This window comes from Dermatobacter hominis (assembly GCF_020715685.1).
In the GTDB taxonomy this organism is placed as follows: domain Bacteria; phylum Actinomycetota; class Acidimicrobiia; order Acidimicrobiales; family Microtrichaceae; genus Dermatobacter; species Dermatobacter hominis.
In genome coordinates this window covers 3210551-3231633 of sequence record NZ_CP085840.1, presented here as the reverse complement: position 1 = coordinate 3231633, position 21083 = coordinate 3210551, and the positions used below count along the sequence as shown (strand labels likewise).

Here is a 21083-nt window from a genome sequence, read left to right as displayed (position 1 = left end):
GCTCCGGTGACCGAGCACCGAGACGGTGCTGGAGGTGCCGGGGGTGACGCCAGCACCGGCGCCGGCCGGTCCGCGAGAGCGGCCGAGCTGGCGTCGGTGCTCGGCACCGGCGCCCTCCTCTTCTGGCTCGCGTTCCTGACCCGGGACGGGCGCTGGCCCGTGTCGGTGCTCGTGGCCCTGGCGCTGCTCGTGGGCAGCGCCGGCGTGCTCGCCGACCTCGTCGCCTCCCGCGCCGGGCGTCGGGCCGAGGCGGGAGGCGCGCCCACCGACGGGGCCGAGGGGACCGTCACCACGATCGTGGTGCTGGGCGACGAGCCGGTCGAGCTGCAGCGGCACTCGGTCGTGCTCGCCCAGGGAGCGGGCCCGTGCGTCGTGGTCGGCACCGCCGAGCACGCCGATGCGCTCGCCGACCTCGGCGTCACCGTGGTGTCGGAGGCGTCGCAGGGCGAAGCGATCGCGCGGGCCGTCGCCGGGATCGACACCGACGCCGTCCTGCTGGTCTCCGGTCGCGCCACGCCGGTCGCGGCGAGCTGCCGGCGGGCGGCCGCCCGCCTCGACGACGACCACCCGTGGGCGATCGGACGGACCCGTCCGTTCAACCCCGACGGCTTCGCGCCCGACAGCCGTGGCCGTGTCGACGCCGAGCTCCGGCGGCGCGCCTCGGCGTGCGGGCTGGCGCTGTGGGAACCGAACGCAACGCTCGTGCGCACCGCCGACCTGCGCCGCGATCCCCTGCCCTCGGACCGGCCCCGGGGTGCGTGGCTCCGGGCCCGCCAGGGCGAGGGCGGTCAGGGCCTCGTGCTCGACGACGACCTGGCGCTGGTCGCCGCACCGGCGGGGGCACGGACCTTCTGGCCCGAGTCGCTCGCCCAGCAGCGGGGCGCGTCCGCCGACGCGGCCCACGCCGTCCGCACCTCGCGCGGCGTGCCCCGCCTGCTCGCCCTCCTGCTCACGGCCCGCGACTCCTTCGCGTGGTCGCTGATCGCCTGGCTCGCCGTCCTCTTCACCGGGACGATCTCGGGAGAGCTGCCCTTCCGCACGGTCCGAGGCACTGTCATCGCCCTGCTCGCCGCCGTGGCGGTCCTCCGCTGGGCCGGGCTGTACCGCTCCGTCGGCCAGGCGCTGCGCCCGGCGAGGGACCTGCGGTCGACCGTCGACCGCATGCCCGGCTCGCTCGCGGCGCTGCCGTCGGTCCTGGCGGGCCGCGTGCTCCGAGGGCCGCGCAAGGTGTCGGTCCGCCCGCTCCTGTGGGCCGGCCTGCTGAGCGCCGCCGTGCTCGCCACCGCGCTCGTCGACCACCCCCCGGACCGTCAGATGACCGCGCCGGCGGTCGGCGCGGCGCTCCTCACGCTGGTGCTGCTGTGGGTCGTGTGCATCCAGGTGCTGGTGCAGCGCGGCTGGGAGCGGACGTCGTTCCGCCTGCCGCTCGCCCTGCCCGTGACGGTGGCGGGTCGCACCGGGACCACGCTGGACGCGTCGCCCGAGGGCCTCGCGATCGAGCTCCCGCCGACGCACGAGCCCGCCATCGCCCTGCCGGCCCACGGTGATCGGGTCGCCGTCGACGTCGACCTGCCGTCCGGTGGGCCGACGCCGATCGAGGGCGTCGTGGCCTGGGCGCGCCGCACGCCGCGCCGCGACCTGGTCGGTCTGTCGCTGGAGCTCGACGCGACGACCCGGGCGATCTGGGCCCAGCAGGTCCTGCGCGCCGCGACGGATCCGGCGACGCCGACCGCCACGCCGATCGGGCCCGTGCACGCCCCCGGCGCCCGCCGGCCCGCAGGGTCCCGTGCGCTCGACGTGGCCGGCCTCGCCATGACGGTCGTGCTCTCGCTCGTCCTCCTCGCCGTGCTCGGTGGCGCCATGCTCGGGCTGCAGGCGGCGGTCGTGCGCAGCGGTTCCATGACGCCGACCATCGGCCAGGGGTCGATCGTCATCAGCGAGTCCGAGCGCGTTTCCGACCTCCGGCCGGGCGACGTGGTGACCCGTCCCGCCGAGGGACGGTCCGAACCCGTGACCCACCGCCTGGTCTCCGCCACCAGGCAGGGCGGTGACTACCTGATGCAGACCCAGGGCGACGCCAACGCCTCGGGCGAGACCTGGACGATCCCGGCCGACACCACCCTCCAGCGGGTGCGGTGGGTGATCCCGAGCCTCGGCGACGCCGTGGCGCTGCTGCGCTCCAACCTCGTCGTCGTGCTGGGAGCGGTCCTCGTGCTCGGCCTGGTCGTGATCGCCGTGCGGCTGCCTCGACGGGGCGGGCACGGCGCGGCATCGGGCCGACAGCCGACGCCGGCCTGAGCGGACCCCCGACCGAGGTCAGTCAGCCGGCGGACTCGAGCGCCTGCGCGACGAGCGGCTCCCACCGTTCGCTCGCGACGGCGGGCAGGCCGACCCAGTCCTTGAACTGCTTGCGGCCCGATCCGGGCGAGAAGACCGACGCGCCGGGGAGCGCGAGCGCGTCGGCGAACGCGTCGGTGGTGCGACCGAGGCGGACCCCGAGGACCTCCGCGTCGAGGCACGCCAGCATCCGCCGGCGTCCCCCGTCGGCGAGGAACAGGCACGGCCGGCCCATCATCTGCCCGCGGGTGAGCACGTCGCCGAAGGTCTCGGCGAGGCGGTCGAACGCAGCGGCGGTGGCGGGCTCGGACTCGATCACGGCGTGCTCGGGTCCGACACCTCGAGGTCCTCGTCCCCTGAGCCATCGCCGCCGGGGTCCTCGGGGAAGCGGGCCGGGCGGCGCAGCACGACGACGATCCCGAGCACCGCGCCGGCCACGGCGGCGGCGGCGCCGAGGAGCAGCAGCACGACCTCGGTCGACGACCGTTCCGCGACGCAGCGCTCGGCGGTGTTGGCGGTGGACGCGAACTCGTTGCCGTCCATCACACCGTCCCACGACCGGACCTCCCCGACGGCGATGGCCTCCGGGTCGAACGGCAGCGAGGCGGTCGTGCAGCGGAAGCCGACCTGCGCCGTCCAGACGTCCGAGTCGGGCACGCCGTCGAGCGGGACCACCGTGCGGAAGCCCTCGGGCTCCGACCCGACGAGGAAGGTGGTCGGGTCCTCGCCGCCCTCGGCGTCGCGCTGGATGAGCCACTGCCGGGAGCCCGACCCGCGGCCGCCGCCCTGCAGCAGCTCGACCGTTCGCAACTTCGGGGCGGCCTCGTCGGGGACGACGACGGCCAGCTCGCTGGCCGACACCCGGGACACCGCGATCACGGGCACCTGGTCGGCGCACGACGTCAGACCGCAGATGCCGTCCCGCAGCACGGGCGGCACGATCATCAGCACCAGACCCGTCCCGAGCAGCGCGGCGGCGGCCACTCCCATCCGCCGATTGGAGCTCACGGCAGGGATCGTAGGGGCCGCACCCCCGCGGTGGAGAGCGCGTCAGCCCACCGGCACCGCGTCGACGTCGCGCAGCCGGAGCACCGGCCGGTCCGTCGACGCAGGGAGCTCCACGCGGATCCCGGTGCCCTCCCCGGACCAGCGCAGCGGCTCGCCGTCGTGTGCACCCTCGGCCACGCAGGCCGCCGTGGTCGGCCGGGCGCCCAAGCCGGGCACGAGCAGCGACGCCTCCACCCGGCCGAGCACGGCCACGTCGACCGACCGGTCGCGCGCCCAGAACCGCAGCGGCACCGCACCGTCCGACCCGCCAGGACCCCGAGTCGAGCCCTCGCCGGTCGGCCGGACCCACGGGCGGGAGCCGAACATCGCGGCGCCCGGCCCGGGCCCGCCGTCACCGACGCCGGCCCACGCGGCCAGCGTGTCGAGGAGCGCGAGCTGCTGGGCCGGGATCTGCGCGTCCTCCCCGCGAGGCCCGACGTTGAGCAGGAGGTTCCCGCCCTTCGCCGTGATGTCCGCCGCCATGTCGAGGAGCTCGTCGTCGGACAGGAAGTGCTCGGACCGGGACGCCCGGTTGTACCCGAAGCTCTGGTCCATGCCGCGCACGCACTCCCACGGCAGGGCGCGGACCTCGTCGAACACGACGTACTCGGGGGTCTGGACGTCGAAGAACGGCGGCTTGGGCGGCACGATGCCACCGGCCGACCGCGTGGCCCGCGCGTTGAGGGAGTCGGCGGCTCGGCGCACCAGCTCGTTGCGCGCCGCCGCCATGACCGGCGACCACGGCATCCACCGGTCGTTGACCACGCCGTCGGGCACCGCCCGGTAGTAGTCCGCGAACAGCGGCCAGAGCTCCGGCCCCGGCGCGGGCCAGGCGATGTCGTTCCAGAGCACGCTGGGCCGGTAGCGGCCGATCAGCTCGCGCACCTGCGCCGCGGCGTAGGCGGGGTAGTCGCCCCGCGGGACCGCGGCGAGCATCGCCCCGAGGTTCCCGATCGGCCGGTCGTCGAACGTCCAGTCGAGGCCGCCCGAGTAGTAGACGCCGAAGCGCATCCCCGCCGCGAGCACGGCCTCCCGGAGCTCGCCGACCACGTCCCGGCCGGTGTGCCAACCGGCGCGGTGCGGGTTCTGCACGTCGGACGGCCACAGGCAGAACCCGTCGTGGTGCTTGGTGACGAGCACGACGTAGCGGGCGCCGGTGGCGGCGAAGCGTCGGGCCCAGTCGTCGGGGTCCCACGTCGCCAGACCGTCCCGGTAGCGGTCGGCCAGCTCGGCGTACGGCATCAGCCCGAACGTCTCGCGGTGGAATCGGCTGGCCGAGCTGCCGGGGAACCGCAGCGAGTTCTCGTACCACTCGGTGTACGGGTTCTCCGCGAGCGCGTCGGGGTCGGCGGCGGCCAGCAGCTCGCCGATCTCGGAGTCGACCGGCGCGAACCCTGCGACCGACGCCGGCGTCCAGTGGACGAAGATGCCGAGCTTCGCGTCCGACCACCACGCGGGGACGCGGTGGCGCCGCAGCGCCTTCAGCTCGGCGCGGGCAGAGGGACGTTTGCGGCGCGGCACGGATCGGACAATAGGGTGGCGAGCATGACCGGGGAGTGGGACGCCGTCGTCGTCGGCAGCGGCCCCAACGGCCTCGTCGCCGCCCTCGAGCTCGCGCGGTCCGGTTGGAAGGTGCTCGTGCTCGAGCGGGCCGACGCACCGGGCGGCGGCACCCGCACCGCCGAGCTCACGCTGCCCGGGTTCCGCCACGACGTCTGCTCCGCCATCCACCCGCTCGGGCTGGCGTCGCCCGCGCTGCGCGACCTCGACCTCGAGCGCGTGGGCGTCGAGTGGGTCCACCCCGATGCGCCGCTCGCGCACGCCCTCCGGCCCGGGCACTCGGTGCTGCAGGAGCGCTCGCTCGCCGCGACGGCGGTCGGCCTCGGCGTCGACGGCCGGCCGTGGGAGCGGCTGTTCGGCCCGAGCGTCCGCTCGGGGCTCGACCTCGTCGATGGGCTGCTCGACCCGCTGCACGTGCCGCCCCGGCACCCGGTGACGCTGGCGCGGTACGGCGCGGTCGGCCTGTGGTCGGTGTCCGCGCTGGCCAGGCGCCGCTTCCGCGGCGACGACGGCCCGGCGCTCCTCGCGGGCATGGCGGGGCACTCGATGCTCTCGCTCGACGCGCCGATCACGACCGGCTTCGGCATGCTGCTCGGCCAGCTCGCGCACGTCGTCGGGTGGCCGATGGCCCGCGGCGGGTCCCAGGCGATCGCCGACGGGCTGGTCGCCCTGATCGAGGAGCACGGCGGGACCGTGCGCTGCGGCGAGGACGTCCGCACGCTCGACGACGTCCCCCCGGCGCGGGCCGTGCTCTGCGACGTCACGCCGCGGCAGCTGGTGGCGCTCGCGGGCGACCGCCTCCCCTCGCGCTACCGGCGGATGCTCGAGCGCTACCGGTACGGGGCGGGCGTCTGCAAGGTCGACTGGGCACTCGACGGACCGGTCCCGTGGAAGGACCCGGCCACCGCCCGGGCCGGGACCGTGCACCTCGGCGGCACCCTCGCCGAGGTGCGCGCCTCCGAGGAGGCGGTCGTCGCCGGTCGGCTCCCCGAGGTGCCGTTCATGCTGCTCGCGCAGCAGTCGAACTTCGACCCGACCCGCGCACCCGCCGGCACGCAGACGCTGTGGGGCTACTGCCACGTCCCCGCCGGCTGCGACGTCGACATGACCGCCGCGATGGAGGACCGGATCGAGGCGTTCGCTCCGGGCTTCAAGGACCTGGTGCTCGCCCGGCACACGATGACCGCGCCGCAGGTCGAGGCGTACAACCCGAACTACATCGGCGGCGACATCAACGGAGGTGTCGCCGACCTCCGCCAGTTCCTGCTGCGGCCGGTCCCGTCGCTCGACCCGTGGGCGACCCCCGTCGAGGGCCTCTACCTCTGCTCGTCGGCGACGCCGCCCGGTGGCGGCGTGCACGGCATGTGCGGCCGGGCCGCGGCGCGATCCGTCCTCCGCCGCCAGCCCCTCTGACCACCAGCCCCTCTGACCACCGGCCCCCTCTGACCGCCGGCCCCTCTGGCCGCCGGGCCGCGGCGGGTCAGCGCGGGGCGGGGCGGGTGCCGCGGAGGAGCTCGCCCGGCAGCTCGCCGGTGTGCTCGCCGTCGGTGAAGGTCACGACGCCCGACTTGATCGTGTGGCGGTAGCCCTCGGCGGTCTGCATCAGGCGGCGGCCGCCGGCCGGCAGATCGTGGACGATCGTCGGCGGGTGGCAGGCCAGCGCGTCGAGCTCGATCACGTTGAGGTCGGCGACGTGGCCCGGAGCCACGACCCCGCGGTCGAACCAGCCGACGTGGCGGGCGTTGCGCTGCGTGTGGCCGTGCACGATGTCCTCGACCGGCACGGGCTCCCCGTCGCGGCGGTCCCGGCTCCACACGACGAAGGACGACGTCGTCATCGACGCGTCGCAGATCGCGCCGCAGTGCGCACCGGCGTCGGACAGCCCGAACAGCACGTTGGGCGAGGTGATCATGTCGTACAGGTCACCGAAGTCGCCGTGGGCGAAGTTGAAGAGCGGCAGGTACAGCAGCTGCTCGCCGCCCCGCTCCAGCAGGAGGTCGTAGACGACCGAGATCGGCTCGACGCCGGCGGCGCGGGCCCGGGCGCCGATCGAGCGGTCGGTGTGCAGCTCGTAGTCGACCGGGTCGGCCATCTCGAAGGTGATGTCGAAGCCGCACATGATCTGCTGGAAGATCCCCGGCTCCAGCGTGGCGGCGATCTCGCCGTGCTCGGCGAGGATGCGGCGCTTGCGCTCGGGGTCCTGCAGCGCGGCGACGCGCGCCCCCAGGTCGAGCCCGGCCACCTCGCCGTACGACGCGCAGAAGAGGAACGGGTTGGCGGTCGCCTGCAGGCCGAGCAGCACGCCGATCGGGCGGGCGGCCACCTGGGCCTTCACGTCGAGGCCGGCCGCGACCATGCGGTCGACCCAGTCCATCTGGAACCGCCAGCGATCGGGCGAGTGGTACGCCTGCTGCATCGTGAAGCTGAGGGGTCGGCCGCTGGTGCGGACGAAGCGCTCGAGCAGGTCGAGCTCGCGCTGGGCCAGGTCGTCGTCGGGCGTCTGGTACAGGTCGCTGATCAGCTGCACCACGCCGGTGCCCGATCGGCGCATCGCCTCGGCGATGGCGAGCAGCTCGGCGTCCCCCGCCGTCAGCGTGCCGATGTTCTCGCCGGCGCTGGTGCGGTGCACCTCGGTGCGCGACGTCGCGAAGCCGATCGCACCGGCGGCGAGCGCCTCCTCGACCAGGCGGCCCATCTCGGCGACCTCGCCCTCGGTCGGCGCCTCCGTGTGGTCGGCGCCCCGCTCCCCCATCACGTAGGTGCGCAGGGCGGCGTGGGGGACGTGGGTGCCGATGTCGAGGGTGTGGGGCTTGGCCGCCACCGAGTCCAGGTACTCGGGGAAGGACTCCCAGTCCCACGTCAGGCCCTCCGACAGCGCCGCGCCCGGGATGTCCTCGACGCCCTCGAGCAGCCCGATCAGCCACTCGTGCCGGTCGGGCGCGGCCGGGGCGAAGCCGACGCCGCAGTTGCCCATGGCGATCGTCGTCACGCCGTGCAGCGATGACGGCTTGACCACCGGGTCCCACGTCACCTGGCCGTCGAAGTGGGTGTGGATGTCGACGAAGCCGGGGGTCACCAGGAGGCCGTCGGCGTCGATCTCCCTCGTCGCGGTGCCGTCGAGACGCCCGCCGCCGCCGTCACCGACCGCGGTCACCACGCCGTCGGTGACCTCGACGTCGGCCACGCGGGCCGGTGCCCCCGTCCCGTCGACGACGGTGCCGTTGCGGATGATCAGATCGGCCATGACGTGTCCCCCTGGATGCGGCGCGCTCCCCCGGGGCGCGGGCCTCACCGTACGCGGTGCGCCCGGGCGCCAGCACGCGACTGCTTGATCCCCGGACGGCGCCGCCGATGGGAGGACATGGCAACGCAGCTCGTCGATCGCATCGCGTGGGTGTTCCGTCGCTCGACCTCCCCGGCCGAGCGCCAGATGCGGACCTTCAGGGCCACGCAGGCGGCCCTGGCGCGGGCGTGCGAGGCGAACCGGCCGACCGCCGCCTGAGCCGCCAGCGGCGGAACAGCACCACCGCCCACACCACCAGCCCGACCAGCACGAGGAACGCGAGGACGGGCACCAGCACCGCGAGGACCGTGAGGACGGTCGACACCACGTCCTCGATGGCGCTCACGACCGGGTTGCCCAACCCACCCGTCGTCGCGGTGACCGCCGGCCGCAGCGTCCCCCTCGCCGCCTGCACGGTCCCGCCGAGCACGAGGCCGACCCCGCCCGCCAGCACCGGGTGCGTCCCGCTCAGGAGGTTCTCCTGCGCCGAGAACACGATGGCCCCGGACACCGGTGCCACGACCAGACCGACCACGTGCAGCACGGAGTCGATCGCCGCCACCTTGTCGCCGATGAGGTCGAGCACGAACAGCCCGCCCAGCACCGCGAGCGTGGCCGTGGCGCCCAGCCAGTCGAAGTTCGACGACAGCTCCACGATCCCGGTCCGCTGCGCCACGCCGAGCCCGAGCAGCGGGATCCACGGGTTCAGGCCCGAGGCGGCGCCGAGCCCGAACGCGCCGAGCAGGTTGGTGAACAGCGTGACGTCCACGGCGCGCAGTCTGCTCCGACCGGGGCCGGCGGGGACGGCGCCCGGGCGCCCTCAGCCGATCAGGAGGCGGTGGCCAGATAGGTCCACGCCGCGTCGTAGGCCTGGTCGGGCGCGCACGCGTCGACCGCGGTCGAGTTGTGGCTCGGCGACGAGTCCCACAGCCCGCACGACGACGCGAGGGACGTGACGAGCCGCTTGCTGCCCCCGTAGGGCGGGCTCGAGGTCGTGACGTTCACCTCGCTGCCGGGGATGCCGAGCGCTGAGGCGACCGCACGCATCCGGCCGAGCGCCGGGTCCGACGTGTGGAGCAGCGTCCGGATGTCGGCCGGCGCCACGACGAGCGGCGCCTCGGTGATCCACGGGGCGACGGCGAAGCTGCCGCCACCGAGGTCGTAGGCGTCGAAGCTGCCGGACAGCATCACGACGCGGGCGAGCGGGAAGAACTTGGCGAGGTAGAGGCCGACCCCGGCGCCCTGGGAGTGCCCGACCGCGGTCACCTTGGTCCAGTTGATCGCGCACCCGCCGTAGGTCCCGTCGACCTGGGTGCAGACGCCGGCCCCGGTGCGGTACTGGAACTTGTCCCAGCCGGCCGTCGGGGCGAGCTGCACGAGGTGGTCGAGCAGCTTGGTGAGCCGGTTGACGACAGAGTTCGGCGCGTTCACCGCGGCGATCGGGTGGTCGTAGGTGTCACCGATCGGATCCTGCACGTCCGAGCCGAACACGACCTCGGAGCGGAAGACCCGGAAGCAGTCCGGGTAGGTGGCGGCCCCGGCGTCGGGGCAGGCGCCCGTGGTGCCGAGCGAGCTCGGGTACCGCAGGACGATCACGTGGAAGCCGGAGCGGCGCAGGACGGTGGCCAGCTCGCTGAAGGCGAGGGTCGTGGCGCTGGTGCCGGGCAGGATGACGGCGAGCTTGTTCTGCGCCGCGCCGATCGGCAGGTACGCCTGGTGGGTCGAGACGGAGTCGCCGGCGATCAGCGCGTCGGTCGCGCTGGGGTTGATCGACCACGAGGTGGACGCCGCCCCGCCCGACGGCGGCTGCTGGCACGCGGCCGCCACGGCGACGAGCGCGGCGACCACCGCGACGGACATGATCCTTCGGATGTGACCCACGGCACGCTCCCTCCAAACCGAGACACAGTGCCACACCGGAGGGGCCCCGGGCAACGAGTTCCGAACGAGGTTCGGATCTACAGGAGGTCGGCGAAGAAGTCGTTGCCCTTGTCGTCGGTGACGATAAAGGCGGGGAAGTCCTCGACCTCGATCCTCCAGATCGCCTCCATGCCGAGCTCCGGGTACTCGAGCACCTCGACGGAGCGGATCGAGTCCTGGGCGAGGATCGCCGCCGGGCCGCCGATCGAGCCGAGGTAGAAGCCGCCGTGGGCCTTGCAGGCGTTGCGGACCTGCGCCGAGCGGTTGCCCTTGGCGAGCGTCACGAAGCTGCCGCCGTGCTGCATCAGCAGGTCGACGTAGCTGTCCATCCGGCCGGCGGTGGTGGGACCAAAGCTGCCCGACGGCATGCCCTCGGGCGTCTTGGCCGGACCCGCGTAGTAGATCGGGTGGTCCTTGACGTACTGCGGGAGGCCGTCGCCGGCCTCGATCCGCTCCTTGAGCTTGGCGTGGGCGATGTCGCGGGCGACGATCATCGGACCGCTCAGCGACAGCCGGGTCTTGACGGGGTAGCGGCCGAGCTCGGCCCGGATCTCGTCCATCGGACGGTTGAGGTCGATCGCGACGACGTCGTCGTGCAGGTGCTCGTCGGTGACCTCGGGCAGGTACTGCGCCGGATCGGTCTCGAGCTGCTCGACGAACACGCCCTCGGCGGTGATCTTGCCGACGCTCTGGCGGTCGGCCGAGCAGCTGACGCCGATGCCGACCGGGCACGACGCGCCGTGGCGGGGCAGGCGGATCACGCGCACGTCGTGGCAGAAGTACTTGCCGCCGAACTGGGCGCCGATGCCGGTGTTCGCCGCGAGCTGCCAGATCTCCTGCTCGAGCTCGGTGTCGCGGATCGCGTGGCCGAGGCCGTTGCCAGAGGTCGGCAGGCCGTCGAGGTAGCGGGCGCTCGCCAGCTTCACCGTCTTGAGGTTCATCTCGGCCGACGTCCCGCCGATGACGATCGCGAGGTGGTACGGCGGGCACGCGGAGGTGCCCAGCGTGCGGATCTTCTCGTCCACGAACCGCATCAGCGAGTCGGGGTTCAGCAGCGCCTTGGTCTCCTGGAACAGGAACGTCTTGTTGGCGCTGCCACCGCCCTTGGTCATGACGAGGAAGTGGTACTCGTCGCCGTCGACCGCCATGAGGTCGATCTGCGCCGGCAGGTTCGTGCCGGTGTTGACCTCCTCGTAGGTGGTGATCGGCACCACCTGCGAGTAGCGGAGGTTGGTCTCTGTGTAGGTCTGGAAGATGCCGCGGGCGAGGGCCTCCTCGTCACCGCCGGGCGCCCCGTCCGACGAGTGCGTCCAGACCTGCTGGCCCTTCTTGCCCATGACGATCGCCGTGCCGGTGTCCTGGCACGACGGCAGGACCATGCCCGCGGACACGCAGGCGTTCTGCAGCATCGTGCGGGCGACGAAGCGGTCGTTCTCGGTGGCCTCGGGGTCGTCGAGGACCTTCCGGAGCTGGGCGAGGTGGCCCGGTCGGAACAGGTGCGAGATGTCGTGGACGGCCTCGGAGGCGAGCAGCGTGAGGGCCTGCCGGTCGACCCGGAGCACCCGCTCACCCCGGTACTCGTCGACCTCGACGCCCTCGGTCGTCAGCTGACGGTACGGCGTGTCACCCTTCGACTGGGGGAACATCTGCTGGAAGGCGAACTCTGGCATGGGCCCACGATACGGCCCGCCCTCGCACCCCTCCGAAACGGACCCGACGCCCCGGCGTCCCGCTCCCCCCGCCCGCGGAGCGCACCGCCGGCCCCTCGACCGGACGAGCCGCACGGCCCCCCGACGGGCCGTACGCGACCCGGGCGTCGACCGGCATCCAGGGCTCGGCGACGTCGCGCACGGCGCGGGCCTGTGGCCGAGCCGACCGCGACGAGTGGAAGTGGACGAGGAACAGCCCTGCCATCGGTGGAACCCCCGGTCGACACCGCCGTCGGCGGTCCTGAGGGGAGCCTGCGCAGATCCGCGGCCTGTCCGCATCGGGCACATGCCCACCCGGGCATCTGCCCGATGGTCGACATCGACCGGCGCGCGCCGCCATCGGGCGGCGCGGTGACCGGGTGGTCAGCCGTCGGCGTCCTCGGGGTCCGCGTCGGGCGTGGCGCGGGTGAGGATCGACTCCTGGTGGCCCGTGAGCTCGAACGCCCGGGACAGCAGCGACGGGGCGGCGCTCCGGGACGAGCGGGCGGGGCTCCGCCGAGCGCTCGGGCGCCGGGGGCGGGGGGTCGCCGCGGCGACCTCCGGCTCGGGCTCGGGCTCGGGCTCGACGACCGGTTCGGGATCGGGCTCGACGTCCAGGTCCAGCTCCGGCTCGACGACCAGCACCGGCTCGGGATCGGGCTCGACGTCCAGGTCCAGCTCCGGCTCGACGACCAGCACCGGCTCGTGATCGGCGACCGCCACGGGCTCGGGCTCGCGCTCGAGGGCCACGACGGGCTCGGGCTCGACCGGGATCGGCTCGGGCTCGACCAGGATCGGCTCGGGCTCGACCGAGATCGGCTCGGGCTGGACGGGCTCGGCGGACGGCGCGAGGTCGACCGGCGGCTCGAGCAGGGCGATCGCCGCGATGTCGGCGTTGGCGGCCAGGCTGCCGGGACGGCGATCGGTCGCCGTCCAGCCGCGTGGGATCGTCAGCCGCTCGACGTGGAAGTCGCACAGCTCCTGCACCGGTGCGGCCCGACGCGACAGCGGATCGAGCCAGAGCTGCAGGGCGACGGGGTCGAAGGCCACCCGCGCTGCGGCGGGGCGGTCGCACCCCGGTCGCATGCAGGTCCTCGCCACGCCCGCAGGCTACCGGAGCGGGTCTCCGATCCCGCCGAGCCCGTCGAGGGCGTCCGGCAGCGTCGTCGGCACCTCGTCGACGACCGCATCGAGCGCGAGCTGCCGCAGCGCGACGTCGTCCCGCGCCAGCAGGTCGACCACGGCACCGGCGAACAGGCCGGGGGCCAGGCCCGGGCCGCACTCCGCCCGGGCCACCCGGACGTCGTCGGCCACGGGCAGGTGCTCGCGGACCAGCTCGGGCGCGACCCGGTCGAGCGCGTCGGCGTCGGCCGGGACCGGAGGGCCCACCAGCAGCACCTGGGCCGACGGCGCGAGCGACGGTGCCAGGCCGCCCACCAGCGCGAGCGGTCCCCGGACCGTCGAGCCGTAACGGTCCTCCAGGTCCGGGCGGACCTCGGCATCGGGCTGCGCCGCCTCACCCACGTGGACGACGACGTCGACGGTGGCGGAGCGGGCGACGAACTCGCAGGCGGAGGCCACGGCCGCGTCGGAGGTGAGGTCGCACCAGACGGGGACGGCCCGGCCGTGCGCCAGGGCGTCCACCGCGTCGACCAACCCGCCGAGGTCGTGGTCGACCAGCAGTACGCGGGCCCCGCGGTCGACGAGCGCCGCGGCCAGCGCGCCGCCGAGCTCGCCGGCCGCCGCCGTCACCAGCGCGACGCGGCCGTCCAGCTCCGCCCGGCGCGCCGCCGATGCATCGGGCGCATCGTCGGTGCGGGCCGCAGGGGCCGCGGCGGGTTCGGCCGCGGCACCGTCGGCGCCCGCGGGCCGCGCCGCCGGGTTGCGCCGCGAGACCACCAGCGGCTCGCCGACCGGCGGCCGGTCGCTCTCGCTCTGGCGCGGCGCAGTGCCCGCCGCCAGCTCCTCCGGATCCTGCTCCATCCGCTGCATCCGCCGCACCCGCTCCCGCGCTTCCCCGAGGACCAAGGCTACGGAGCCGACCCTCCCCCGTCCACGGGAGCGGGGTGGTCGGCGGCGTCGAGGACGGCCACGAGGGGCAGGTGATCGCTCGCGCGCACGTCGACGACGTGCGCCGAGCGGACCGTCGCACGTCGGACGAGGACCCAGTCGATCCGCCGATCCGGGCGGGTCGTCGGGTGCGTCGGACCGCTCGGCGCCGCGACCCAGCCGGTGGCCGACAGGACCGGGCCGACGCGGTCCGGGCCGAGGTTCAGGTCGCCGAGGACGACCGCGGGCCGGTCGCCGGCCAGCTCGTCCACCGCCGCCAGCACCATCCGGAGCTGGCCGACCGCCACGTCGGTCGCCGTCGCCAGGTGCGTGCAGGCCACCGCCCAGGGCCGTGCTCGACGGCGGCCGCCCTCCCGGTCCGCGCCGACCGCATCGGCGGGGACGTCCGCGTCGTCCACCAGCGCCATGAGCGCGACCCTCGGCTCGCCGCTGCCGGGCAGCGGCAGCACCTCGGACCACTCGGGCGCGCTGCGGGTGGCCAGGGCCACGCCGTACTCCCCGCCGTCGTGGTCGATCGCCCGTGCGAAGGTGACCTCGAGCCCCGTCGCCTCCGCGATGAGCAGCGGCTGGTCCACGCCACCGACGCGACGGGTGCGGCGGTCGAGCTCCTGCAGGGCGACCACGTCGGCGTCGAGCGTCCGGACGGCGTCGAGCAGCCGGGCGTGGTCGGCGCGGCGCGACCGCGGCGGCTGGCCGTGTCGGACGTTGAAGGTGGCGACGCGCATGGCGCCGGTAGCGTCGCACGGGTGCGGCGGACACACCCAGCGGGACGACCTGTGGACCATCTCGGGGTGAGCCGGGTGACACCGGCGGACAACCTCAAGTCCGCCCCGACGCGGGCCGAATCGGACTCCGTGCAGCCCGTCCGCCCGTCCGCGCCCCTCCGACCCTCTCCCGCCGGACCGGGGGGCCGGGGCCGGCGACTCGCCGTGCTGGCCGCGGCGTTCGTCCTGGCGCTGGGCGCGTGGGGCGTGTCGGCGCCGATCGCCGCCGCCGACACGACGTTCACGTTCACCGGCGCCGGGTGGGGCCACGGCGTCGGCATGAGCCAGTGGGGGGCGCGGGGCTGGGCCGCACAGGGCTCGTCCGCATCGCAGATCCTCGGCCACTACTACTCCGGCACCGCGCTGACGACGACGTCGACGCCCGGCATCAGGGTGCTGCTCGGCACCTCGGCGTCGTTCTCGCTCGCCCCGTCGGGGGCGACGTCGTTCACCGCCGTGTTCGGTCCGTCGCTCGGGACGACCGCGGCGCCGGTGACCGTCACGTCGTCGGGCGGCACGATCTTCCTGTCGGGTGGCGTGAACGCCAGCGCCGCCGCCGTCATGGTCGACGTGCACGGCGCACCCATGCGGATGACGCCCCCCGGCTACCGCTACAACCGCGGCACGGTGCTCCTGCTCCCGACCGGGAACGGCTCGGTGCGGGCGGTGCTGAGCACCTCGATGCAGGAGTACCTGTACGGGCTCGGCGAGATGCCCTCGTCCTGGCCGGCCGAGGCGCTCAAGGCGCAGGCGATCGCAGCCCGCACCTACGCGCAGAAGAAGGTCGCCGCAGCCGGGGGCGGCGGCTCGTACGACATCGTCGGCGGGCTCCCCGACCAGTCCTACCTGGCCTACGAGAAGGAGGCCGGCGCCATGGGCGCGCAGTGGGTCGCCGCCGTCGACGCCACGGACGCGCAGGTGGTGACCTACGGCGGCGGCCTGATCGACGCCGTGTACTCGGCCTCCTCGGGCGGCTTCACGGAGAACAGCGAGACGGTCTGGGTCAGCGCGGTGCCCTACCTGCGCGGCGTGGCCGACCCGGCCGACCTGACCGGCGGCAACCCCAACGCGGCCTGGACGCGGTCCTACTCCGGCGCCCAGCTCGGCGCGTGGTTCGGCCTCGGCCAGGTGACGTCGGTGCAGGTGCTCGGACCGCTCGGGGTGTCGGGTCGCGTCGACAAGGCCACGATCCGGCTCGTCGGCACCGGCGGCACCCGCGACGTCCAGGGCGCGTCGTTCCGATCGACGATCAACGCGTCGTCGCCGTCGGCGCAGCTCATGTCGACGAAGTTCACCGTCGGCGGCGGCGCGCCGGCCGGTCCGGCGCCGGTCAACCTGCCCGGCGGGGCGATCGAGCTGGCCCGAGCGAGCGGACGGACGATCGCGGTCACCGGCGTGGCGATCGACCCCGAGGGAGCGCCGCGCGTGCGCATCGTGTCGACGATGGGCGCCGAGGTCGCGACCCGCGAGGTCCAGACGGTCGACGGGCGCTGGGCCGCCATGTGGAACGGCGCCCCCGGCACGCGCTCCATCTGCGTCACGCTCCTCGACACGCCGACCGGCCAGGGCGTGCCGATCGGGTGCCGCGACGTCACGGTGAAGTGACCGGCGCGGCGCCGGCGCCCTCCGGCGGGCGGTCCCGTCGCATCAGCCGGTAGGTCCGCTCGCCGTCGACCAGCGGGCCGACCGGGCGGAACCCGGCCGACGCCAGCGCCCGCCACGAGCGCTCGTTGCCCTCGTCCGGATCCGAGCCGACGGTGGTGATCCAGGGGTGGTCGCCGAAGACGACGCGCTCCACGTACGCGTCGATCATCGCCGTGCCCAGCCCGGCGCCCCGCTCGGCCGGCGCCGCGACGAGGTAGTCGATGCCGGCGGTCCCGACGGGGTCGAAGCCACGCGCCTCCCAGCCGTCGACCTCGTCCTCGTCGGCCAGGAACCAGCACTGGATCCAGCCGACCGGTCGACCGTCGAGCTCGGCGATGTGCAGCTCGACCGAGTCCGCCGCGCGCGCCTCGGCGCCGTACTGCCGGCGGACCCCCTCCCACGAGACGTCGTCGCCCTCCCACCAGCGCACGACCCCCGGCTCGTTCAGCCAGCGGTGGAGCATCGGGAGGTCCTCGTCGGTGAGGCGGCGGAACGAGAGTCGGCTGCGGTCGACGGCCACGGCAGGAGGGTAGGGGGCGGCCGGGCTCGGTCGCGGGCGACCGCCGGTAGCGTCGGGCCATGCGGTACCGCCGTCTGCCCATCGAGATCGAGTCGCCCGAGGAGCGGGGCTACGACACGATCCGCTGCAACCTCACGGAGAGCTCGTTCACCGACGGCACGCTCGCCGAGTTCGGCGTCGAGCTGTCGGGCGAGCTGACCGTCGCGTACGGCGACCACCGCGGGCTGCCCGAGCTGCGCGAGCTGATCGCCGAGCACTCGAACCCGGGCGGCCGGACGACGCTCGGGGCCGACGACGTGCTCTGCACCCCGGGGGCGGCCGCGGCGCTGTTCTTCGTCGCCACGTCGCTCCTCGAGGACGGCGACCACCTCCTCGTCGAGCACACCAACTACGCGACCAACCTCGAGACGCCCCGGGTCATCGGGGCCGAGGTCGAGACGCTCGAGCTGCGGATGGAGGAGGGCTTCGCGCTCGACGTGGACCGCGTCGCGACGTCGGTGCGCCCGTCGACCCGGCTGATCTCGGTCACGTCGCCGCACAACCCGACCGGCACCGTGCTCTCGCGGTCCGACCTCGACGCGCTGGTGGAGCTGGCGGAGCGCCACGAGCTCTGGCTGCTGGTCGACGAGACGTACCGCGACATGGACCCCGACCCCCTGCCCGTCGCCGCCACGCTGTCGAGCCGGGCGATCAGCGTCAGCTCGCTGTCCAAGTCCTACGGGCTGCCCGGACTGCGGCTCGGCTGGGTGCTCACCCAGGACCCCGAGACGCAGGAGCGGCTGCTGGCGGCCAAGGAGCAGGTGGTGATCTGCGGGTCCGCGCTCGACGAGGAGGCGGCGTGCCAGGTGCTGCGGCGCCGCGACGAGCACCTGGCGCGGATCCTGCCGGTCATCGCCGAGCGCCGGGGCGTGCTGCTCGACTGGCTGGTCGACCAGGACTGGCTCGACGTCGTCGAGCCGAGGGCGGGCGTCGTGTGCTTCCCGCGGCTGCGGCCGGGCGCGGTGGACGACGTCGACGGCTTCTACCGGGCCATCAACGACGATGGCACGTTCGTCGGCGAGGGCCACTGGTTCGACGCCGACCGGCGGCACTTCCGCCTCGGCTTCGGTTGGCCCGGCACCGACGAGCTGCTTGCCGGCCTCTCGTCGCTCACCGCCGGCGCCGCCTCCGTCCGATGACCTCCGCCGCTCCCGACGACGGCGGCGACGTCCGGCGCGCCACCACGGGCGACGACGTCGTCGAGGAGCGTGATCGCACGCTGCACGTGGTCCTCCACCTCGACCGGCTCGAGGACCTGTTCGAGGTGCCGGCGACCACGCGACCGCTCTGGCGGACGGATCCGTCGGATCACGACCGATCGCGCCGCCAGAGCGCCGGAGGGCGCAGCGTCGCGGAGAGGTACTGGCGCGGGGCGGGCCTCAGCCCTGGGTCGGGTGCTTGCGTCGGCCGGGCGTGAAGCGCACCGGGAGGTGCTTCACGCCGCCGATGAAGTTCGACCGCAGCATCTCGGCGGGGCCGGTGGCGGCGATGTCGGGCATCCGGCTCAGCACCTCGGCGAAGATGATCTCGAGCTCGAGCTTGGCGAGGTTGGCGCCGAGGCAGTAGTGCGCCCCGCCGCCGCCGAAGGCGACGTGCTCGTTCGGACGGCGCTCGAGGTCGAAGCGGAACGGGTCCTCGAACACCTCCTCGTCGCGGTTGGCCGAGATGTGCCAGATCAGGACCTTGTCGCCCTGCTTGATCTCGCGCCCGCGGATCTCGGTGTCCTCCATCGCCGTGCGCCGGAAGTGCATCACCGGGCTGGACCAGCGGAGCACCTCGTCGATCGCGGTGGACACGTAGGTCTCGTCGTCCGCGTTGGCGATCAGCTTGGCCAGCTGCTCCTGGTGGGTCAGCAGCGCCCACATGCCGGCCGACGTCGCGTTGCGCGTCGTCTCGTTGCCGGCGACCGTGAGCAGCAGCATGAACATGTCGAACTCGAGCTCGCTCAGCCGCTCGCCCTCGATCTCGGTGTTGAGCAGCTTGGTCACGATGTCGTCGCGCGGGTCCTCGCGACGGCGGGCGGCGAGCTGGTTCGAGTAGGCGAAGATCTCCGCGGCGGCCGTCTGCGGCTTGTTCGGGTCGTCGGGGTCCTGGTACTCGGGGTCCTGGCTGCCGATCATCGCGTTCGACCACTCGAACATGAGCCGGCGGTCCTCCTGGGGCACGCCCATGATCTCGGCGATGGCCTGGAGCGGGAGCTCGGCGGCGAGGTCGGTGACGAACTCGCACTCCCCGGCCTCGATCACGTCGTCGACGATCAGCTCGGCCCGGTACCGGAGGTGCTGCTCGAGCAGGCCGATCATCCGGGGCGTGAAGCCCTTGTTGACCAGCCGGCGGTAGCGGGTGTGGATCGGCGGATCGGAGTCGAGGAGGAGCACGCCGCGGGTGTCGAAGCCGCTGTCGGGGTCGGGGTCGAGGCGCTGCGTGCTGCCGGCCTGGCTCGAGAACAGGGCGGTGTCGCGGTTCACCATCTGCAGGTCCGCGTGCTTGGTGACCGACCAGAACCCCGGCCCGTCGGGCTCCTCGGCCCAGTGGACCGGGTCCTCGGCGCGCAGCACCTGGAACATCGCGTGGTGGCGACCGGCGACGAAGGCGTCCAGGTCGAGCAGATCGACCTCGGAGAGCTGGATCGGGTCGATGGTCGTCATGGAGCCCCCTCCGTGCGGCCGGTGCGGCGGCGTTCGGTGGGCCGAGCGTACCTCCCCTGATCGAACGTTCGACCGGTGGGGTGCCAGGTTCACCCCGACCGTTCTGAACGATCGTTCGGTCCGCCCTTGAACGAACGTTCGGTCGTCGTTACCGTGACACCCATGACCCTGCTCGAGGACTCCTCCACCTCACCCTCCGACGAGCGCGACTTCTCGCAGACCGACTTCTGCGACCCGCGCATCTTCGATGACCCGGGCGAGCTCTACGCCTGGCTGCGGGCCCAGCCCACGCTGGTCCGCGACGAGCCGAACAACCTCTACGTGGCCGCCCGCCACGAGGACGTCTTCACGATCAGCCGCGATCCCGAGACGTACTGCAACCGCTTCGGCGTGCGCCCGGTGATCGCCGGCGACATGTCGATCATCACGCTCGACGGCGAGGAGCACATCCGCACCCGCCGGCTCATCAACCAGGGCTTCACGCCCCGCCGCGTGCGCGACCTCATCCCCCACGTCCGCCAGCTGACCAACGAGATCATCGACACGATGACCGAGCGGGTGCAGGCCAAGGCCGCGGAGGACGGCCAGGACGTCGAGCAGGTCACGGTCGACTTCGTGCAGGACTTCGCCATCCACGTGCCGCTGATCATCATCTGCGAGCTCATGGGCCTGGACCCGCAGCAGCGGCTGTCCATGTACGCCTGGTCCGACGCGATGATGGCGGGCGACGGCCACATCGAGGCCGACGACCCGATCCTGCACGCGGCGGCGGGCGCCTTCGGCGAGTACGCCATGATGTGCCTCGACCTGATCGCCGAGCGCCGGGCCGACCCCAAGGACGACATCATCTCGATCCTCACGCAGGCGTTCGACGCCGGCGACCTGACCAAGGAGCACAAGGCGCTCCAGGGCATCACCAAGGAGGAGCTCGAGGAGCGCGAGCACCACTCGACGCTCAACGACGACGAGCTGCTCGCCTTCCTCGCCGTGCTCCTCGTGGCCGGCAACGAGACGACCCGCAACGCCATCTCCGGCGGCCTCGTGGCCCTGTCGAGGTTCCCGGACCAGAAGAAGCTGATGCTCGACAACCTCTGGGACGACGAGTTCATGGACCGGGCCGTCGACGAGCTCATCCGCTACGTCACGCCGGTGCTGTCGTTCATCCGGACCGTCACCCACGACCACACCTACCGCGGCACCGACCTGGTCGAGGGCGACCGGGTGCTCATGCTCTACGGCTCGGCCAACCGCGACGAGACGGTGTTCGAGCGCCCCGACGAGCTCGACTTCACCCGTGAGTCCAACCCGCACCTCGCGTTCGGCATCGGCCCGCACTTCTGCCTCGGCGCCAACCTCGCCCGCATGGAGGTCAAGACGGTGTTCCAGGAGCTGCTGAGCCGGCTCCCCGACATCGACGTGCCCGAGGGCCTGACCCCCGGCCGGGGCGACTCGACGCTGGTGATCGCGCTCGAGGACATCCCTGCCACCTACAGCGGCTCGGGCTGCCCCGTCGCCCACTGATCCCACCGGACGGTCCGGCGGGGGTTCCCGCCGGTCGCCCTT

18 protein-coding genes are annotated in these 21083 nt (G+C 73.8%); 6 read left to right on the top strand and 12 right to left on the bottom strand.

The annotated features are described in order from the left end of the window. Positions 1 to 6 precede the first annotated feature (6 nt). Positions 7 to 2298 carry a signal peptidase I gene (locus tag LH044_RS15250; RefSeq protein ID WP_227756442.1) on the top strand — a complete coding sequence of 764 codons (2292 nt, stop codon included), beginning with the start codon at positions 7 to 9 and terminating at the stop codon, positions 2296 to 2298. A 22-nt stretch (positions 2299 to 2320) separates the two neighbouring features. On the opposite strand, the gene LH044_RS15245 is transcribed toward LH044_RS15250, so the two are convergent. From LH044_RS15245 to LH044_RS15235, 3 genes are read right to left on the bottom strand one after another with little or no spacing between them, the layout of a single operon-like run. Beyond that, positions 2321 to 2656 (bottom strand): hypothetical protein, encoded by a 336-nt coding sequence (locus LH044_RS15245; protein ID WP_227756441.1) that lies wholly within the window; start codon positions 2654 to 2656, stop codon positions 2321 to 2323. Further along, a complete protein-coding gene (locus LH044_RS15240; protein WP_227756440.1) occupies positions 2653 to 3345 on the bottom strand; it encodes a hypothetical protein in 693 nt (230 codons plus the stop codon). The genes LH044_RS15245 and LH044_RS15240 overlap by 4 nt, the downstream gene beginning before the upstream one ends. A gap of 42 nt (positions 3346 to 3387) precedes the next feature. Continuing rightward, entirely contained in the window at positions 3388 to 4905 is a 1518-nt protein-coding gene (locus tag LH044_RS15235) for an alpha-L-fucosidase (RefSeq protein WP_227756439.1), read from the bottom strand. A 24-nt stretch (positions 4906 to 4929) separates the two neighbouring features. On the opposite strand from LH044_RS15235, the gene LH044_RS15230 reads away from it, so the two are divergent. Further along, positions 4930 to 6357 (top strand): phytoene desaturase family protein, encoded by a 1428-nt coding sequence (locus tag LH044_RS15230; protein WP_227756438.1) that lies wholly within the window; start codon positions 4930 to 4932, stop codon positions 6355 to 6357. A gap of 67 nt (positions 6358 to 6424) precedes the next feature. Here LH044_RS15230 and LH044_RS15225 read toward each other — a convergent pair whose 3' ends face one another. The 7 genes from LH044_RS15225 to LH044_RS15195 form a co-directional block, all read right to left on the bottom strand. Beyond that, complete coding sequence (locus LH044_RS15225) at positions 6425 to 8188, bottom strand: N-acyl-D-amino-acid deacylase family protein (RefSeq protein WP_227756437.1); 1764 nt, start codon at positions 8186 to 8188, stop codon at positions 6425 to 6427. A 196-nt stretch (positions 8189 to 8384) separates the two neighbouring features. Beyond that, positions 8385 to 8996 (bottom strand): DUF4126 domain-containing protein, encoded by a 612-nt coding sequence (locus LH044_RS15220; protein WP_227756436.1) that lies wholly within the window; start codon positions 8994 to 8996, stop codon positions 8385 to 8387. 59 nt (positions 8997 to 9055) lie between these two features. Continuing rightward, on the bottom strand, positions 9056 to 10108 hold the full coding sequence (locus tag LH044_RS15215) for a BPSS1187 family protein (protein ID WP_227756435.1): 1053 nt from the start codon (positions 10106 to 10108) through the stop codon (positions 9056 to 9058). A gap of 77 nt (positions 10109 to 10185) precedes the next feature. Further along, positions 10186 to 11817 carry a fumarate hydratase gene (locus LH044_RS15210; RefSeq protein WP_227756434.1) on the bottom strand — a complete coding sequence of 544 codons (1632 nt, stop codon included), beginning with the start codon at positions 11815 to 11817 and terminating at the stop codon, positions 10186 to 10188. A gap of 402 nt (positions 11818 to 12219) precedes the next feature. Then, positions 12220 to 12936 (bottom strand): DUF3499 family protein, encoded by a 717-nt coding sequence (locus LH044_RS15205; protein ID WP_227756433.1) that lies wholly within the window; start codon positions 12934 to 12936, stop codon positions 12220 to 12222. Between the two features lie 9 nt (positions 12937 to 12945). Next, positions 12946 to 13818: an SDR family NAD(P)-dependent oxidoreductase gene (locus LH044_RS15200; protein ID WP_227756432.1), complete on the bottom strand. Its 873-nt coding sequence runs from the start codon at positions 13816 to 13818 to the stop codon at positions 12946 to 12948. 47 nt (positions 13819 to 13865) lie between these two features. After that, positions 13866 to 14630: an endonuclease/exonuclease/phosphatase family protein gene (locus LH044_RS15195; RefSeq protein ID WP_227756431.1), complete on the bottom strand. Its 765-nt coding sequence runs from the start codon at positions 14628 to 14630 to the stop codon at positions 13866 to 13868. 66 nt (positions 14631 to 14696) lie between these two features. Here LH044_RS15195 and LH044_RS15190 point away from each other — a divergent pair, with 66 nt between their 5' ends. Beyond that, the gene (locus LH044_RS15190; protein WP_227756430.1) at positions 14697 to 16274 is read left to right on the top strand and encodes a SpoIID/LytB domain-containing protein; all 1578 of its coding nucleotides are present in this window, start codon (positions 14697 to 14699) and stop codon (positions 16272 to 16274) included. On the opposite strand, the gene LH044_RS15185 is transcribed toward LH044_RS15190, so the two are convergent. Beyond that, positions 16261 to 16833: a GNAT family N-acetyltransferase gene (locus tag LH044_RS15185; protein WP_227756429.1), complete on the bottom strand. Its 573-nt coding sequence runs from the start codon at positions 16831 to 16833 to the stop codon at positions 16261 to 16263. The two genes, LH044_RS15190 and LH044_RS15185, sit on opposite strands and share 14 nt — an antisense overlap. 59 nt (positions 16834 to 16892) lie before the next feature. On the opposite strand from LH044_RS15185, the gene LH044_RS15180 reads away from it, so the two are divergent. Then, positions 16893 to 18011, top strand: a complete 1119-nt coding sequence (locus LH044_RS15180) for a pyridoxal phosphate-dependent aminotransferase (RefSeq protein WP_227756428.1) — start codon at positions 16893 to 16895, stop codon at positions 18009 to 18011. Then, positions 18008 to 18289, top strand: coding sequence for a hypothetical protein (locus LH044_RS15175; RefSeq protein ID WP_227756427.1), 282 nt, complete (start codon positions 18008 to 18010; stop codon positions 18287 to 18289). The genes LH044_RS15180 and LH044_RS15175 overlap by 4 nt, the downstream gene beginning before the upstream one ends. Here LH044_RS15175 and LH044_RS15170 read toward each other — a convergent pair. Continuing rightward, on the bottom strand, positions 18252 to 19520 hold the full coding sequence (locus tag LH044_RS15170; RefSeq protein ID WP_227756426.1) for a cytochrome P450: 1269 nt from the start codon (positions 19518 to 19520) through the stop codon (positions 18252 to 18254). The genes LH044_RS15175 and LH044_RS15170 overlap by 38 nt on opposite strands. A gap of 162 nt (positions 19521 to 19682) precedes the next feature. Between LH044_RS15170 and LH044_RS15165 the strand changes: the two genes are divergently transcribed. Next, positions 19683 to 21041, top strand: a complete 1359-nt coding sequence (locus LH044_RS15165; protein ID WP_227756425.1) for a cytochrome P450 — start codon at positions 19683 to 19685, stop codon at positions 21039 to 21041. The last annotated feature ends 42 nt before the right edge of the window (positions 21042 to 21083 follow it).